At 64.0% G+C, this 16,563-nt stretch carries 15 protein-coding genes; 9 read left to right on the forward strand and 6 right to left on the reverse strand.

Annotated elements, in window-relative coordinates:
- The first annotated feature begins 175 nt into the window (after positions 1 to 175).
- The 7 genes from LZC94_32980 (at position 176) to LZC94_33010 (ending at position 6,471) form a co-directional block, all read left to right on the forward strand.
- Positions 176 to 628, forward strand: a complete 453-nt coding sequence (locus LZC94_32980; protein ID WXB12652.1) for a DUF305 domain-containing protein — start codon at positions 176 to 178, stop codon at positions 626 to 628.
- A complete protein-coding gene (locus LZC94_32985) occupies positions 625 to 2,088 on the forward strand; it encodes a YncE family protein (protein ID WXB12653.1) in 1,464 nt (487 codons plus the stop codon). The genes LZC94_32980 and LZC94_32985 overlap by 4 nt, the downstream gene beginning before the upstream one ends.
- A gap of 75 nt (positions 2,089 to 2,163) precedes the next feature.
- Positions 2,164 to 2,700 (forward strand): sigma-70 family RNA polymerase sigma factor, encoded by a 537-nt coding sequence (locus LZC94_32990; GenBank protein ID WXB12654.1) that lies wholly within the window; start codon positions 2,164 to 2,166, stop codon positions 2,698 to 2,700.
- Positions 2,697 to 3,479, forward strand: a complete 783-nt coding sequence (locus LZC94_32995) for an anti-sigma factor (GenBank protein ID WXB12655.1) — start codon at positions 2,697 to 2,699, stop codon at positions 3,477 to 3,479. The genes LZC94_32990 and LZC94_32995 overlap by 4 nt, the downstream gene beginning before the upstream one ends.
- A 483-nt stretch (positions 3,480 to 3,962) precedes the next feature.
- Complete coding sequence (locus LZC94_33000) at positions 3,963 to 4,628, forward strand: hypothetical protein (GenBank protein ID WXB12656.1); 666 nt, start codon at positions 3,963 to 3,965, stop codon at positions 4,626 to 4,628.
- 300 nt (positions 4,629 to 4,928) lie between these two features.
- Entirely contained in the window at positions 4,929 to 5,462 is a 534-nt protein-coding gene (locus LZC94_33005; GenBank protein WXB12657.1) for a DoxX family protein, read from the forward strand.
- Positions 5,463 to 5,472: 10 nt separating this feature from the next.
- On the forward strand, positions 5,473 to 6,471 hold the full coding sequence (locus tag LZC94_33010) for a sigma-70 family RNA polymerase sigma factor (protein ID WXB12658.1): 999 nt from the start codon (positions 5,473 to 5,475) through the stop codon (positions 6,469 to 6,471).
- Positions 6,472 to 6,908: 437 nt separating this feature from the next.
- Here the strand turns inward: LZC94_33010 and LZC94_33015 are convergent, their stop codons facing one another.
- The 4 genes from LZC94_33015 to LZC94_33030 form a co-directional block, all read right to left on the reverse strand.
- Positions 6,909 to 8,738, reverse strand: coding sequence for a cytochrome P450 (locus LZC94_33015; GenBank protein ID WXB12659.1), 1,830 nt, complete (start codon positions 8,736 to 8,738; stop codon positions 6,909 to 6,911).
- Positions 8,731 to 9,225 carry an ester cyclase gene (locus LZC94_33020; protein WXB12660.1) on the reverse strand — a complete coding sequence of 165 codons (495 nt, stop codon included), beginning with the start codon at positions 9,223 to 9,225 and terminating at the stop codon, positions 8,731 to 8,733. Before LZC94_33020 ends, LZC94_33015 begins: the two co-directional genes overlap by 8 nt.
- Before the next feature lie 29 nt (positions 9,226 to 9,254).
- Positions 9,255 to 9,938, reverse strand: a complete 684-nt coding sequence (locus LZC94_33025) for a hypothetical protein (protein WXB12661.1) — start codon at positions 9,936 to 9,938, stop codon at positions 9,255 to 9,257.
- Between the two features lie 78 nt (positions 9,939 to 10,016).
- Positions 10,017 to 10,985 (reverse strand): prenyltransferase, encoded by a 969-nt coding sequence (locus LZC94_33030; GenBank protein WXB12662.1) that lies wholly within the window; start codon positions 10,983 to 10,985, stop codon positions 10,017 to 10,019.
- A gap of 1,698 nt (positions 10,986 to 12,683) precedes the next feature.
- On the opposite strand from LZC94_33030, the gene LZC94_33035 reads away from it, so the two are divergent.
- A complete protein-coding gene (locus LZC94_33035) occupies positions 12,684 to 13,625 on the forward strand; it encodes a hypothetical protein (protein WXB12663.1) in 942 nt (313 codons plus the stop codon).
- A gap of 417 nt (positions 13,626 to 14,042) precedes the next feature.
- Entirely contained in the window at positions 14,043 to 14,216 is a 174-nt protein-coding gene (locus LZC94_33040) for a hypothetical protein (protein ID WXB12664.1), read from the forward strand.
- 33 nt (positions 14,217 to 14,249) lie between these two features.
- On the opposite strand, the gene LZC94_33045 is transcribed toward LZC94_33040, so the two are convergent.
- Together LZC94_33045 and LZC94_33050 are read right to left on the reverse strand one after the other, a co-directional pair.
- Positions 14,250 to 14,423 (reverse strand): hypothetical protein, encoded by a 174-nt coding sequence (locus LZC94_33045; protein WXB12665.1) that lies wholly within the window; start codon positions 14,421 to 14,423, stop codon positions 14,250 to 14,252.
- A 638-nt stretch (positions 14,424 to 15,061) separates the two neighbouring features.
- On the reverse strand, positions 15,062 to 16,483 hold the full coding sequence (locus tag LZC94_33050) for a hypothetical protein (protein WXB12666.1): 1,422 nt from the start codon (positions 16,481 to 16,483) through the stop codon (positions 15,062 to 15,064).
- Positions 16,484 to 16,563: the final 80 nt, after the last annotated feature.

Consider the following 16,563-nt stretch of genomic DNA (forward strand, 5'->3'; position numbering starts at 1 on the left):
GCGGTCCCATGCGCGTGCAGCGCGACAGCCCCGCGCACGAGCGAGCATGAAATGCGTGTTTTGGCGCGAAGCTCGAGCCCGAGCGTGAGATCCGACGCCCGCGGTCGGAATAAGTCCATCGCGCCGGCGTCCACCCCTTCGAGACCCAACGAGGTCGGAAAGGCCGAGGGCTAAGATGGAATCATTTCGTCGTCGTTCGATGCGCCCGAGCTGGGCGCTCTTGGGAATTGCGTGTTGGATCGGCGCTGCGGGCTGCACGGGCAAGGCGAAGGCTGCGCCGGCCGCGACCGAGGCTGCGGGCAGCGCGAGCGCGCGCGGCGACGAAGCACCGTTCCTCGCGGAAAACGACGCCGCGATGAACAAGATGATGGCCGACATGGCCGTCGCGCCCACGGGCGATGTCGATCGCGATTTCGTCGCGATGATGGTCCCGCACCACCAAGGCGCGATCGACATGGCGCGGGCCGTGCTGCGCTACGGACACAACGAGCAGGTCCGGCGCATCGCCCAGGAGATCGTCGTCGAGCAGATGCAGGAGATCGCCGCCATGACGCTCGCGGTCGGCCAACCGCTGCCGCCATCCATTCCGGCGCCCACGCGCGCGGGTGTCCCCGAGGTGACGAAATGAAGCGCGCCCTCGTCGCCTCCATGGGGCTCTTGGCGATCCTCGGCCTCGCGTGCACCGAGCCTGCGAGCGCTCGGCAAGCGCCCAGCCCGGCGCCCCCGAACGACATCCCGATCAGCCACCGCGATCGCGTGTACGCCACGGAGCAGTTCTCGAACACGGTTTCGGTCACGGATCCCGTCGACAACAAGCTGCTCGGCGTCATCCGCCTGGGCGATCCGCAGCCCGGCAATTTCAGCCCGCTCTACAAAGGGCAGGTGCTCGTGCACGGCATTGGCTTCTCGCCCGATCACCGCACCTTGGCCGTCGTCTCCATCGGCAGCAACTCGGTCTCGTTCATCGACACGGCGACCAACGCCATAAAGCACGTGACGTACCTGGGGCGCTCGCCGCACGAAGCGTTCTTCACCCCCGACGGCAACGAGGTGTGGGTCACGGTCCGCGGCGAGGACTACGTGGCGGTGCTCGACGCCCGCTCGTACGAGGAGAAGACGCGCATCCAAACTCCGTCGGGGCCCGGTATGCAAATTTTCTCGCCCGACGGTCAATACGGATACATTTGCTCGTCGTTCAATCCGGAGACGGTCATCGTACGCGTCTCCGATCACACCATCGTCGGCCGGGTGGTGCAACCGAGCCCCTTCTGCCCGAACATCGCGGCGACGCCCGACGGAAAGCAGGTTTGGTTCACCTTGAAAGACGTCGGCAAGGTGGCGGTGTTCGACGCGCAGCCGCCCTTCGCCGTATTGGCCACCATGGATACGGGGCCCATTACCAATCACGTCCATTTCGCGCGTACCGCGCGCGGCCAATTCGCATATGTCACCATCGGAGGAGCCAACGAGGTCAAGGTGCTGCGCACCGACGATTTCTCGCAGGTCGCTACCATCGCGGTCGGCAAGCTGCCGCACGGCCTGTGGCCCTCGGGCGATGGGACGCGCATCTACGTCGGGCTCGAGAACGCCGACGCGCTCGCGGTGATCGACACCGCGATGAACCGGGTGGTGGCCACCATCCCCGTCGGGCAGGCACCGCAAGCCGTCGTGTACGTGCCGAACGCGGTGACCGATGGCATGGGGACGCAGAACCTGCAAGCGCTCGGCGTCGCCGGGCAGGTCGCGCAGCTCACCTTGGCGCCTCTCGCGGCCCCGAGCGGCAGAGATGCGCCCACCAGCGTCGCGCTCTTCGACCAGGGCTTGCTGCAAGTGGTGCAAGCTTCGGTCACGGGGCTCGCGCCCAAGCAGCCGTACGTGCTCGCGCTCGCGGACAACCCGAACGGCAACGGACGGATCGAGCCCATCGCGTCGTTCACCACGAACCCCACGGGGTCGGCTGTCGTCAACGCCACCGGGCCGATCCGCCAGCTCGTGCAGGACGAGACCAGCGGTCCGCGCCGGTACCTGGTGATCGCGCCCGGCCTTCCGGCGAGCCCCGGCGCGCCTGTCCAAGTGCAGGTGCCGTGATTGCCAAGCGTACCCGCGCGCGCCGCATGGCGGCGATACCAGCGCGTGTGCGCTCGAGGTGGGAGCTCCCGAACCATGAACGACATGATCCTCTTGATCGAGCCGTTGATCCCGGCGCTGCGCCGCTATGCGCGGGCGCACGTCGGGGACCCGGCGGCCGCCGACGATCTCGTGCAAGCGAGCCTGGAGTGCGCGGTGAGCCGCTGGCACCAGCGGCGCGAGGACGGAGACGCGCGCGCGTGGATGTTCGCCATCCTGCACAACCTCGCCATCTCGCGCGTGCGGCAGAAGCTCCGTCGCGGCCGACACGTGTCGATCGACGACGCCAACGAAGCTTCCCTGGCGCGGCCCGCGTGGCAGGAGAGTCGATTGCGTCACCGTGATCTGTTGCAAGCCATGGAATCGCTGAGCGAAGATCAAAAGAGCGTGCTGCTCCTCGTCTCGATCGAAGATCCGTCGTACGCGGAGGCGGCGCGCGTGCTCGGCGTGCCCATCGGGACCGTCATGTCGCGCCTCGCCCGCGCGCGCGAGAAGCTGCGGGAGGCAATGGAAGGCGTCGAAACGGAGCCCGCGAGCGACGAGGGGACGCGCGAGTTGCGGAGGATCCAGTGAACGACAGGCGCCCTATCTCGGAAGACGACTTGCACGCCTATGTCGACGCCACCCTCGAGTCCGTGCGGCGTATCGAGGTGGAGGCGTACCTCGAGCTCCACCCGGAGGTCGCGCATCGGGTGGACGGCTACGTGCGCCAGCGCCAGGCGCTGCGCGAGGCGTTCGCGCCCATCGCCGAGGAGCCCGTGCCGTCGGCGCTCGATCTGCCCCGGCTCATCGAGGCGCGCCGGCGCGCGATCGTGCCGCCATGGCGCTTCGCGGCGGCCGCCGTGCTCCTCCTGGCGATCGGCGGGGCGGGCGGTTGGTTCTTGCGCGGCAGGACGGCGGCCGTTGCGGGCGCCGGCGTCGCGTCGCTCGCGCAAGAAGCGGCCGACAGCTACGAGGTCTACGGCCCCGATCGGGTTCGCCCGGTCGAGATCCATGCGAGCGACACCGCGCAGCTCGTCGCGTGGATCTCGCAGCGCTTGCAGCACCCCATCGCCGTGCCGGACCTCGCACCGGCGGGCTACCGCTTCATGGGCGGCCGCCTCGTGGCCACCTCGCACGGGCCCGCGGGCCTCTTCATGTACGACGACGATCGCGGCACGCGTTTGATCATGCTGGTGCGTCCGATGGCCATCGAAAAGAACATGCCCATGTCCAACCACAGGCGCGGGAGCCTCTCGGGCATCGCTTGGTCGAAGCAAGGCATCGGTTACAGCCTGGTGAGCCCGGCCTCCGACGAGGTGCTGCACCCGCTCGCCGACGAAATCCGCCGCCAGGTCGGCGACGAAGCGTAACGGAGCTCGGCGCTTGCCGCGCGGCAAACCGTGCGCATCCACGTGAATGCGCCACACCGAGCGCGGGGCGGACCGGCGGACGAAGGACGCGAGCGAAGCAGCACGCCGGCACCGGCGCGGTGGCCCCCAAAGCCTTCGATGCGTGCGTGATGCACATGATACCATTCGTCATCGAGCGCCCCGAGAACGTGGAACACTTCGAATTCTCAGCGCCTCATGCGCCGTTCTCACGCTGATGTTTCGGCGAATGGCCGCATCTTCGTGAGCGCGAGCGGCTCGACCTTCGCATCAGTTTCGCTCGGCGCCGACCTTCCAAGCCGAACCTTGGGCCATGCGACCGCATCGTTCGCGCGGGTGCGCCATCCGCCGATGGAAACGCGACGGTACCAGGTTTAGAGTTCGCCCATGTCACTCCCAGCGTCTTTGCTCAGCGCTGCTGAGTCGCACACCTGCTTCTCAGGTTGTTATGACAGCCGGTCCCTGGTGCACGTATGCATCGATCCGGCGGTTGGGGTCGTCCAGGCGATGCAGGTCAATTGCAAGGATTGCTTGACCTACCAAGTCGGCGCCCTCGCGAGCCTGCTACCGTCCGGAATGTCGTCGCAGCAGCTGGCCGATGGGCTCAGCGCGCACATGCGGATGCTGCGCGGTTTCCAATGGTCGACGAGCGGCTATTTCACATCGGGTCCCGGCTTTTGGATGACCGCCGCCTACTTTGGCGATGGCCTCTTCCTCGTGGACGGGTCGCGCAACTCGAGCGTGCAAAGCGACATTGATGTGCTGGTGCGCGCATTTCAACTCAAGATCGTTCACCCTGCCGAGCCACGGATGCTCGACCCCGCGCTCTACACCTCCGAGGTCGTCTACGTGAGCTTCGGGAGGTACCCGACCCCCATCCAAACCAAGCACGATTTGCTGTCGTCCCCGCACTGCAGCCGCACCCCACGGGCAGGATTCCGCCGCGCAAGCATTTTGGAATTCCAGCCGCTGACATCGGCGACCGCCATGCACACCACCGCCGTCTCCGGAATGCGGGCGTTGGCAACACCGGCCCGTCCTCTCGTGATGGGCGACGTATGTCCAATCTGTCACGCAAAGGTCAAAGAGCGTCCCCTCTTCTCGAGCACATACATTGGTTGCCTCTGTTGAGATGCGCTCCCAGGCGCCGATATGCCGGCTATCCCGGCGGCCGACCTCGTGCACGCCGCGGCGGCAAGGCGCCCTCGCTTGGACCCAGACGTTTCGACTCCACCCGGGCGCGGCGCGCGCACCATGGCGAAGGAGCGCGGCGGGACCGGTCTCGCGATCCAAGCACATATGTCCATGTAACTATTACCGAATATAGCTTCTCCCCAGGGCGCTCGCCATTTTCGAGCACTCGAAATCCAAACGGCGCGCGGCGCGTGTAGTCCGATCATGACGCAGCCACCCAACGCCAACTCACCCGCCATGCGACAACTCGCGCTCTTCTTCCGACCGGCAGCGACGCCATCGCAGGCCAGGATCGCGCTGCGAGCGGCGGTCGGCGGGGTCTTTCTCGTCTCGGGGATCATCAAGCTCCTGTACGAGAATCAAGGAGTGGGACGGTTCACCCGAATCGGGCTGCCGCTGGCGGCGCAATTGGCTCGTTTCGTCAGCGTGGTCGAGATCGTCGCGGGCGGTCTGCTGCTCGTCGGGCTCTTCACCCGGCTCGCGACCGTGCCTCTCATGGTCGATATGCTGGTCGCCATCGTCACCACCAAGGTGCCGCTCCTATTTGGCGTCGGCCCCGAGCCCGTCTCGGCGATGCCAAAGATCGGATTTTGGGCTTTTGCCTACCAGGTACGACTGGACATCACCATGCTGTGCGCATGCGGTTATCTGCTGGCCGTCGGGGCGGGGCTCTGGTCCTTCGATGCGCTGTTAATGCGACGGCGGTGGAGCACATCCCTTTTGGGGCAAGTGCATCACGACACCGAGGTAGGGCCGCATACGGTAGCCTAGGCTCGACGTCATGCCGTCCGCTGCAAGTCAGCACAAGGTGTCTCCGGCATCCGAGAGCGATGAAGCGCTCGTCGCTCGAGTGGGGCTCCGCGACGAGGTTGCGCTGCGCGTTCTCCACGCCCGCCATGCCGCGCGAATCTTTACCATCGCGGCGCGTATGGCCGGCGAGTCCGTCGCGGAAGACGTCGTGCAAGACGTTTTGCTGACCGTTTGGCGCAAGCACGAGACATTCGACCCCGCACGCGGCTCGTTCAAGAGCTGGATCGCGCAGATAACGCGGCGCCATGCGCTGAACGAGCTTCGCCGTCGTCGGCGGTATGCCAAGGACGTTCCCGACGAGCTCGAGGACGTCCCCGCCGAGGCGCTGGAACCCGACGAGGCCCAATGGGCCGCGCATCGCCGAGCCGTCGTTCGCCGCGCGGTGGCCGCGCTTCCTGTCGCGGAGCGCCAGGCGCTGTCGCTCGCGTTCTTCGACGAGTTGACCCACGAGCAAGTCGCATCCACGCTGCGAACGCCGCTCGGAACGGCGAAGTCGCGCATCCGCCTCGGCATGAAGCGCCTCGCGCCGGTGCTCGCGGCGGTGCTCGTGGCCGTCGTTGCATTCCTGGGCTGGAAGCGCGAACACCAGCGGCAAGAGCTCCAAGCGCGCGCGCTCCGCATGGTCACCTCGAGCGACGTCGTTCCCATCCGCCTCGGCCCCACCGAGGGCACGCCGCCCGCGGCCCACGGTACATACCGCGCGCGCGCAGGCACCGGTATCGCCGTGCTGACCGTGAGCTATCTCCCATCGATCGCGGGCGCCGAGCGGTACGCCGCGTGGGTCCGACATGGCGAGCACTGGACGTCGCTTGGGATGATCGACGTGCGGGCCGACGGTAGCTCGTTGCTCACGTGCGAGAACGAATCCCTCGCAACCCCCGCCGACGAAGTGCGCGTAACACGCGAAGCGAATGCCGGCCCCGTGCCGCGAGGTCCGGCGGTCTTGGAATGGCCAGTGGCACACCGGTGAACGCTTTCGACTTCACGGTGGCGCGCGATCCCGCCGCGGCCTGGGATGCCACGTTCTTCGCGGCATTCGGCCGCTGCGCGACGACAGGGTGCAGAGTGCCTCGCCCGGCAACACAGGCACCGACATCGCACTACGTTTGCAAGCCTCGCTCGAAGTGCCGGGAGAGGAGCATCGGTGCATCGCCCCCGTCGGCGAGCCTCCGAACTTGAAAGGCGCAATCGCAACCTTGCAACGTGGCGAAGCGGACACAATCGCAATTTCTCGATAAGAACAAGTACGGCTTCGCTGGCATGAGCCTCGCTAATACGTATCTCGGCATCGCTTAGAGGCTCTCCCCCCCCGGGCCCTATGTGGTGCCTTTTTCTTTTTGTGCGTCGGGCACCGGGGCGGCCACTCGCGCCATCCGCGTGGATCGCGCCATCGTCGCGCGGCAGCCATTACGCAGCAGCTCGACGGCGCAAACGTACCCGAAGGTCGCGCGGATTCATCGTGAACTTCAGCACCTCTTCGATGTCGCGCGGGCTGGTGCGCACGATCTCGAAATTTCGAAAGATCATGGCGAGCGCGACGCGCATTTCCAAGAGCGCGAGGGTGCGCCCGGGGCAGATTCTCGGCCCCGAGCCGAAGGGCGCGTACGCCGACGTATCGTGGGCGTCGATGGAGTCCGACTGTGCGAGCCAGCGCTCGGGCCGGAACGATTCGGGATCGGCGAAGTTTTCGGCATCACGCGCGGCCGGCCGCACCAGGACCCACGTCGCCGTGCCTTTTGGCAATGCGAGATCGCCTAGGACGACATCCGTGTTGGCCTCCATGAACATCGATGGAACCACCGGACGAAGCCGCATCACCTCGTTTGCAATCGCAGTCGCGTAAACCAGGCGGCCGGCGGTCTCGATGCTCTCCGGCATGGCGTCATCGCCCAGCGCGCGATCCAGCTCTTTGCGGAGAGATGCCACCACGTCCGGGCGATCGCAGATCTCGTGAATCGCCCACGCGAGGGTGTTCGCGGTCGTATCTTGCCCGCCAGCGAGGATTTGCAGCGCGTTGCCGAGAATGACTTCGTTGGAGAACGGCTGCCCGGCATCGTCGCGCGCGCAGATCATGGCCTCGAGAAAGTTTTGTGGCTGTTCGGCGCGCCCGGGATCCTCGGCGATTCGTTCGCGCGCGGCGTCGACCAAGCGGGAGATCCAGGGGAAGACTTGTCCGATGATGCGTTCCAGTTTGCGATCGGCAGGGAGCCGCACGAATCGCCAATAGGGAAATGGCGCGATGAGCCGGCGGTTCACGGCGTCGAACACTTCGTCGAATTGGCGGGGTGAAATTTCACCGCGGCGCTCACCGCCATCGCCTCCTTCGAGCGCGTTGACGTCGTACCCGAAGGCGAGCCGAGTCATGACGTCGACGAGAAAGCGTTGCAGATCGTGGGTCACGTGCACTTCGCGACCGGCATCCGCGGCGCGCGACCAGCGGGTGTGCAGGCGCTGGACGACGCCTTTGAGCGTCGGATAGAAGCTCTTCAGATGGCGATGCGAGAGCGCCTCCATGGTGAGCCTTCGCAGTGAACGCCATGGTTTTCCTTCGGCGGACAACACGCCCGGCGCGCCGATTTCTTCGAACACCGGCGCGAAGGTGCTCATGCGCCGGTAATTCTCCGGGCGCTCCCGCAAGACCTTCTGTACGAGCGCAGGCTCGGATACGACGACGACGTCGCGCGTGCCAAGGCGAAATCGGAATAGCGAGCCATACGTCGCCTCCCAGCCTTCCAGCACGCGATGCAACTGCGACGGATCGAGGGACAAGAGATTGCCGAGGAGCGGCAACCCCGGCGGTCCGGGGAGCGATTGCACGGACCTCGTGTGGGCCAAGGAGGCAGCCGGCGCCGCCGTTCGGAGCGCGCGAAGATCCGCGTAGACGATCCCATTGCGCACCTGGGATGGGCAAGCGCGAAGGCATTGCGGCCCGCCCAAGCGCCGGCCCGACTCCACGTCGAATCGCCAGCGATGATTGCGGCACACGAGCTCTCGTCCGTTCCGCTCGCCTTCGCCCAACAGGGCGCCTTGATGCGGACAACGGCCTTCGAAAACCTTCAATCCCGTATCGGTGTGGAACGCAACCAAATCCACACCGTCGGCCGACAAGGCAACGGGCTCCTCGCCGCGAAGCTCCCCCAGCCGGGCTATGGGCGTCGAGACCTCCGGGCGAGGCCGCTCCTCGGCCATGGGACCGACAGACGGTTGTCGGCCGTTCGACGCTTTCTCTTCAAACATGAGCGCTCTCCTTCTTGGTCCCCTGGAGCCATGCGACCCCACGGCGCACGCGTCGCACGGTGCTGCTCACGCGCGGAAAGCTCGCTTCACCGATTTGGCGGATCAGGCCGAGCATGTCGGTACAATCCCAGAGCTCGACGAATTTGCCATTTTGCACGCGGTATTGCGGGTGGGCGATGACATCGATCCGATGGCCCGATGGGCCGACTCCGAAATAGCGGCCAGCGTAGGTTCCCGAGCAGACGAGGCGCGATGCGAGCATTCCGTTCGCGTACACGAAGGTCTCCGGAACGAGCCGGCAGTCGGAGAACGTGTCGAGCAAGGCTGCGGCCGCGGCCTTTACACCGGCGAAGTCGAGAGCTCCGGGAAAGGGTGGGTGAACGACCAGGTCTTTCGAAAAGAAACGGTCGAGCTCTCGGATCTGGCGGCGATGGTACACGGTATCGAGGTAATCGAGATAGAACGCGCGTGCGCTTTCGGTGTCCATGACAGGATCCGTTTGTATGGGGTGAACGCTCACGATGCCACTTCGACGGAGAGATTTCGGTCGGGCTCCACGAGCGCACGTAGCCAGCTTTGCGGCGCATGCAGCATGGCCACGTACGCGCAATCGAAGATGAAGATCGCCGCGAACAAGAAATCCATGAGCGAGACGTTCGGCAGGTGAGGATTGCACCAATGCACCAGGAAGTGACCATGTACTGCCGAAAAGACCGAGCCGACCAACTTGAGCCATCCGGCGGTGATGGATATACCGCGCCGATGGCCCTGAGCGATCCTCGAGAGGAACATGAGGATGAAGGCAATGCTCATGATCAACACGATCACATAGCTGATGACGATACCAACGACATCTTGATACATCGATACGAACGCGTACTGGCCCGTGAGCCCGAGGATCAACAAGAATCCGACCATCGGTCGGTAGAACCGCCGGCGCAGGGGGACCGTCTGCAACGCAGGGCCGTACCGCAAAAGTTGCCACAAAATCACCACATCGATGACGAGCCACGCTCTTCCGAGAAAGACGAACTGGGGATTCGGGTTGGGAAACGCAAAAACGTCGAGAACTTCCCATGAAAAATTGCAGCAAACCGCGACCATCGGCGCGGCCGGTGCACGATCGCGAAACGCGCGATAAATCCAGGCAAAGTAGACGAACGCCCACAGTACGTATCCGAAGGCCCCGATTATGCTCACCAGCAGCGCAGTGTCGGTGCAGCGCGGGTCCAAATTTTGGAGAGAGTAAAGATCGAATAACATGGATGACCCTCCAATTCACCCCAATACGTCGACATGGTTGGCCAGCAGGTGAGATAGGGCAACCACCGCGAGCTGCATGCGAACCGTGCGAAACGACAGGAGGCGGGCGCTCGCGTACTCTCCGGCGAATGCCCTTACCAGAAACCGAACGTGATTCGGAAGTAGAACGAGGCAGAAGAGGGTCGCGCGCGGCAGAACTCCGATCCACAGGCCGATGGCAAAAAGGATCCAATAAACGGAGAGCAGGACCAGGGAGATCACGGGCGCGCGTCGTACCCCCACCAGCACGGTCGCGGTACGACGGCCGGACGCGGCATCGGACTTCGCATCGATGATGTTGGAAACGACGATCTGCGCCGCATATGGGATGCCGTTCATGCACGCCGTCCACAGAACGACGGGCGTCGTTCGGCCGGTGAGTATCAGAAAAGGCAAGGCCGTGGCCATGGCGGCGCCAAAGATGATCACCACTTCGCCGAGACCGCGGTAGCTCAATTTGAGCCCAAAGGAGTATTGGGTCACGAAGCCGAGCGCGCAGATGAGGAGCACCACCGTTCCGGGTGGGAGATGCGCCAACCAGAGCCAGAAGACCACGAGCGACATGGCCAGGCTGAAAATGGCAAACGCCGCCACCTTGGCTTCCCACAAGGAGAGCTCCCCGGTCAAAAGGGGCTTGGCGATGTTGCGCTTTTCGCCGAGCACGGCGAGCTGATCGACGCCATCGACGTAACCCATGACGTCGTCCAATACGATGGTCAGCGTTCCACAACACAAGCTGAAGAGCAGGAAGGTCAGCATCACGATCCAGTACTGCGCCTCGCCGATGTATGTCGATGCGAGCCCAAATGTGGTCAAGGGATACAGCGACAGCTCGGGAACATTTAGCTTCAACAAGCGAGAATAGGTACCAATTTTCGCGGCTAACATCGTATTTGTCTCTCTTTGAGATTCGACGGCACACGCGCGCGCGGTCGCTGTATCCATCGCGCCCCATCAGGCGACATGATGTCGCTGGGACCCGTTCGACGACCAGCGATCTCTCGAGGATGTCGAGGATGTGGAGGATGTCGAGTGAGGCGGACTTCGATCGTTGCGAGACAACCGCGCGGGGGCGCGTAGATAAATATTTCTAGTTCATAGCACGGGATCTCGAATGGGCCATCGAGCACCGAACGTCATTCGATGGTGTTGCTTCGATGGATCGATATAGATCCAAATCCGTTGTGATGACCAGCAAAACCAAACACAGGGCGGTAATGACGACATCGATCGCCGCAATGGATGAAATGCGCAATCCGCAAATGCAGTCAGAGCGGATTAGCCGTCTCCTCGAGCATCCGCGCCATGCCCATGGTGACGACATCGAGCCGGCGAGGTTGGGGTCCGTGCAGCTCCCCGCCCCCTCGGCCACGATGAGATCGAAGCGCGATTTCAGATGACAATGGATTCTTCGATGGCTCCAATCTTCTACGTCGAAGACATCCGTCGTGTCCGGGCTTGGGTCGAAGTGCTCTCTCCAGTCTTACGATCGGGCAGAATTTCGGCGATGCCGTCGCGCCCGGGGACACGACTCGCGGTAGGCGTTCGGTTTGCGATTCGGCGCGTTCGGTCGGACTCGAGGGCGTCGATGTCGAAGATTCTCCGAAGGAGCTCGGGCTGTCGCAGGCAACGGGAAGTGGCGTGGAGAGTCCGCCGACGGGCCGCCGATACGCGGTGAAGGGGCGATGTCCGTAAGCGCCATTTTTGGCACGCTGTGACCCCGCGGCGCCGGTCCGCTCTTTCGAATCGTTTGGCGGGAGCGGTACGAGCTGCGTGCGTCGAGCTCATGCCACCATGCTGCGTGTGCGCAAGTACGACATGCTCGATTTGTCGTATGGCTCCGGCGATGCGGAGGCTATTCGGCGCGTTCGATCCTTGAGCAACAGCGTGCATTTCTATAAGCCATTTGGATGGCGGTAGACAGCGTCGTCCGAGAGGATGAAAGTTGGTATCGCGACAACCGGGCGCCCTCCTGGGTGGAGGTTCTCTACCGCGCGTGAATACGAAGACGTCTAGGACGATGTGACGCTCCTGAGCGTTTCGTGTCTGGACGGAGGCACCGTCATGGCGGCATGAGGACCACCCTATCGAGGGTGTCAAAGTCCGTCGCGTGCGCGATGTGCTCTCCGCGTGGTGGAGTCGTGGAGCCGCAGCCTGGGCCTCCCAAGCGAAACGCTCGGCTGCTCCCGCGACATCGAGGGCCACGGGATTGCCCGCGAGATTCTCCTCGATTCAGCCGAAGCGCGCATCCATCGCCGGTATCGGCGTGGGTCGACGAGTCGGGTCGTATGCAGCGATCCGGAGCGGCCGACGATACGATGACGAAGGCGTTCTTGCTCGAAGTGTGTGGGTTCTGCCGTTGGATTCCCCCTCGGCAAGAACTGCGCGTAAGGAGTACGCGGAGGGTCAATTGAGGGTTGATGTGCGTATTGGGAGTGCGTCGCGGTTGCATGGGATTGGATGCTTCGCGGACGTCAGCAGAAGTATTTGATCGGTGGGCGATAGGATCGATCGTGCGGCAGCGCGATCTCACATGCAGTAGTCTCGACAGGGACACCGATGCGATTCGCGAAAGGCTTGCTCGCTGCGTGCGCAATGACCGCGTGGAGTTGTGCGGCGATCTTCGGGCTCGATGAGACGACCGTGCGTGATGACGCGAACAACGGCGGACGCGATGCGGGTGCGATCCGCGGCGCCGATGGAGCCGTGGGATCGGTGCCGGACGGTGGTGAGCCCAAGGACGCGGGCCCGGACGTAACGACGCCGGTTTGCGGCAGCGGAAATGCGAATGCATGCGATGGCATTCCGTCGGGGTGGGAGCCGGTCGGGTATCTGCCCGGCAGCGCGAACTGTGGAACGGGCTACGATGCTGGGCCTACGATGGTGACCGATCCCACCGGCGGAAGCTGCGGGTGCGATTGCCGCGGCAAGAGCCCCCAAGAGAACCAGTGCCCGGGAAATATCCGCATGTCACGATGGGACGGCGACCCCTACACGGCGGCGTGCACGAGCGATTTCACGGGCAACGACGAGTTCTCACAAGGATGCTCGGATCTTCAGCCTCGGACGATTCACCACTTCAGGGCGATACCGCAGCCCGCGAACCCCGTGTTCGGATGCTCGAACGGATCATGCTCGGGCAGCAAGGACACCAGCACCTTGACCACCGCGACGGTTCGAATCTGCACCTCCGCCGTCTCGGAGTGCAGGCTCGCGCTCTGTGCGCAGCCGCACGCTTGCATCGTGCGCGACGGCGACAGGTCCTGTCCGAGCGGGTACACCGAAAAACATCTCCTCGGCACCGGCGCAGACATCACCTGCGGGAACTGCACGGGGTGCTCGTACTCGGCGACATGCTCGACCAGCGTCAAGCTCTACACCGGTAACAACTGCACCGGTACGAACGATTCGGTCGATGTCGACGGCGGGTGCAATCCCGTCATTGGACAGGATGCATCGTCCCCGAAAACCTATCAGGCTTTGTATTACGAGAATAAGTTCCAAACCGGCGGGTATGACGCGTCGGCAGCGGCGCCGGTACGCTCGGTGACAGGTGCGCTCCGCACGGTCTGCTGCAAGCCGTAACACACTATGTACCCGTAGACCGCCGCTGTCGCACGCGTCATCACCGCCGGGTAGGTCCGTTTTGGTTCGGACATCGCGAGGCCCGTGTCTTGCCGGGTGACTCCGGCCGCGACAAGGCCCGTATGCAGATCGCCGAAGGGAGCAGATCTTCAACTCGAAGGTATTCGTCGTACGCGGTGTGTCCGGATTCAATGACGAGCTGGGACGCGCGCGCGTCATGGCCACCTGCGGCTCGTGCCACAACACGCCCAATGTGGGGACGAACTCGGAGAGCCGGTTGATGGATATCGGTGTCAGCGACGGGGCCCGTCGGACCGCGGACCTGCCGCTGTACACCTTCCGAAAAAAAGGCAGCAAAGCGATCAAGAGAAGACGAGCGATCCGGGTCAGGCGCTGATCACGAAGAAGTGGGCACACATGAATCGGTTCAAGGTTCCCAACCTACGCGGCCTCGCTGGACGCCCGCCGTACATGCACGACGGCTCGGCGGCCTCCCTCGCGGCCGCCGTCGACTACCACGACCAGCGTTTCGACATTCACCTCAGTGCGAAGGAAAAGGCGGATCTGGTCGCATTTCTCAGCGCGCTTTGAAACGCAGCCGCGGCGGTGCGCGTCGAGGCGGTGCTACGGATCGCGGCCACGTGCGACACGCGTCCCATCCGAAAAGGTGAGCGACTGGATGTCGGCGTCGAATTCATCGGTCTCGCCGAGAGCATAAACACGCTCCGGATCTTGAACGAACCGATTCACGTCGAACTCCCAGACGCCGTCCTCCGATGCTCCCGGCGCGAGCTCCATGCGCACCTTGATCCCATGGTCGAACTCCTGTGCTGGCGCTCGAATACGGCCCGTGAGGCCCGAGATCGTCTTGTCGCCCTTGTTCTCGAAGCGAACTTGGAAACGATTCTCCGGGTCCAGCCTTCGTGGATCGACGTGTGGAGCTTCGCGGTCACCTTCCGTGTCGCGAGCTTCTCGTCGTTCGCCCTCGCGATGGCCTCCTTGCGTGCTTGCTCCTCGCGAGCCACATCGACTTATCGCCAATGGCCAACACGACTGCCGAGGAGCCTCCCCGCCTCGCGTCATACGATGTCGCTCGTCCCTTACTCGATCGATTCGATGAGGGATTTCCATGGGCACGAACGCATGCAAAATACACACATAACGTTCGAGACGACTCCGAGCGTGCACGCGCGGAGGCTATCCACGCAGCGATGTGCAGGCTCACCCGCGCCGCGCCTCACGCGCCTGCGCTACGCCGTGCGCAGGGCGTGAGCTACGGGTGCGCGTCGAGCCACGCGACGACGCGCGGTCGCAAAGGTCCTCGACGGCCGCCTCGAGATGGGGCGGAACGTCGTGGGCCATCGCGTTCGGGCAGCTCCCATCGGTGCCGGCCTCGCTCGGAGGCGCATGAGCCATCGCGCGGCCCGCCCGAGAAGTCAGGGCGCCTCGATCCTCTCTGCGCAGTACACTTTTCCCACTTCTGGATGGTCCATCGTGGGCCACCACTGGAGTTCATTCCGATATCCCATCTGGTCTTCCGTCCACCCGAGGACAGGCCCCGAGTACCCTACCGCCCGTGCCACGAGCGCACCGAGCAAAGCTTGCACCATACGGAGTCGCGGCAAATCCGTTTCGATGCGCTGCTCTTGCTTGCGCGACATGACGAACTCGTGGGCCGCGATGTTGCGTAGCTTCACCTCGTCGAGAACCGCCTTGGGCACGGCGAGCCCCAACATGGACAACGCGGACGGGACCGACGTGGAGGATGGAGCGTACATCGCGCTCCGAACCTTCCCAAGAAGAATTCCCGCAGACTTCTCATCGACCGCGTGGGAGCGAACGGTGTGCTCGACCTCGGTGACCCAACCTCGCCATGCCTTTTCGCTCGCGACGAGGTGCCCCGCCGTTTTCCGGATGAGGGACTTGCTGTAAGCCTCCAAAGCCACCTGCGCCTTGAGATAGGCACCATCGAGATGGTCCACGAGCGAGTCCATGTAAGCCCCAATGGCCACGTAGCTTTTGTCTTCGGGGTTCAAGAGTCGGCTGGCGATCCGTGGAAACAAAACAGGTGCCCAGCATTTCGCGTCGAGGCGATCCGGTAGCGGTGAGTGGGTTTCCGTTCCAAACGGCACGCGGAACCCCAGATGTGGGCCCACCGCGGCGACGAGGTCGAGATGTTCGTCGACGCCGAGGAGGAGATCGAGCCTCGTTGGCACGCCAAGGACGAACTCCAGAGCGGTGAAGTCTGCGCCAAGAGCATCCCCGTCGAGGGCTGCGCCGCGGGAGTCGAGAACGAGTAAGGGAGCTTCTCCCTTTCGACCGTTCCCGACGATGTACCAGGTGTAGTTGCCCCGAAGGCGGAGGCCGTCACGCCGCGTTCGTCCGCCTGCACCTCGGATCGAGAGCTCAAGGTTTCCGCGCCCAAATCGAAGTCCAGGCAATCGCCCCACCCATGCGACGGGTTCGCGCCGTATCCATGTCCATAGGTCGAGCTCGAGCGTTGTCGTCGTCCGCATGCTCTCGCCTACCTCGATGACGGTGGAGTCTCCGACCCAGTGCGTGAGCTCGGCCACGAGCTCGGATCCATCGGAGAGGTGGAATGCACCGGGCTCGTTGAGCAGCTCGCGTAGCCGAAAGGTGTCGAACCTTCGCGGGAACGTCAGGACCAGAGACCTATTCTCGATCGCGAGCCGGCCTTCGATTCCGTCGAGCCGGGTAGTCCCTACCGAGCCGGAGGCACAGGAAGCGAAGGAGAGCGCGGGGAGCGGGACCTCCTCCAAGCCGAACGAGAGAAGGATGCGGGCGATGGGGTCGGCGATTCGTTCGGCATCTTCTCGGAACGGCGATGGGAATGACATGCCAAACCTCCTTTGGAATTCTCTTCGTCGGTATGGTTAGGGCTCGTACGTGCCGTTGCGCAGTTCCGCCCCCGCGCCCT

Source organism: Sorangiineae bacterium MSr11954, from assembly GCA_037157815.1.
Lineage (GTDB): Bacteria > Myxococcota_A > Polyangia > Polyangiales > Polyangiaceae > Pendulispora > Pendulispora albinea.

What these genes read in the sequence shown, in the direction of transcription:
- LZC94_32980 (WXB12652.1), top strand. Translation starts at nt 176, where the DNA reads ATGGAATCATTTCGTCGTCGTTCGATGCGCCCGAGCTGGGCGCTCTTG.
- LZC94_32985 (WXB12653.1), top strand. Translation starts at nt 625, where the DNA reads ATGAAGCGCGCCCTCGTCGCCTCCATGGGGCTCTTGGCGATCCTCGGC.
- LZC94_32990 (WXB12654.1), top strand. Translation starts at nt 2,164, where the DNA reads ATGAACGACATGATCCTCTTGATCGAGCCGTTGATCCCGGCGCTGCGC.
- LZC94_33005 (WXB12657.1), top strand. Translation starts at nt 4,929, where the DNA reads ATGCGACAACTCGCGCTCTTCTTCCGACCGGCAGCGACGCCATCGCAG.
- LZC94_33010 (WXB12658.1), top strand. Translation starts at nt 5,473, where the DNA reads ATGCCGTCCGCTGCAAGTCAGCACAAGGTGTCTCCGGCATCCGAGAGC.
- LZC94_33015 (WXB12659.1), bottom strand. Translation starts at nt 8,738, where the DNA reads ATGTTTGAAGAGAAAGCGTCGAACGGCCGACAACCGTCTGTCGGTCCC.
- LZC94_33020 (WXB12660.1), bottom strand. Translation starts at nt 9,225, where the DNA reads ATGGACACCGAAAGCGCACGCGCGTTCTATCTCGATTACCTCGATACC.
- LZC94_33030 (WXB12662.1), bottom strand. Translation starts at nt 10,985, where the DNA reads ATGGATACAGCGACCGCGCGCGCGTGTGCCGTCGAATCTCAAAGAGAG.
- LZC94_33040 (WXB12664.1), top strand. Translation starts at nt 14,043, where the DNA reads ATGAATCGGTTCAAGGTTCCCAACCTACGCGGCCTCGCTGGACGCCCG.
- LZC94_33045 (WXB12665.1), bottom strand. Translation starts at nt 14,423, where the DNA reads ATGGAGCTCGCGCCGGGAGCATCGGAGGACGGCGTCTGGGAGTTCGAC.
- LZC94_33050 (WXB12666.1), bottom strand. Translation starts at nt 16,483, where the DNA reads ATGTCATTCCCATCGCCGTTCCGAGAAGATGCCGAACGAATCGCCGAC.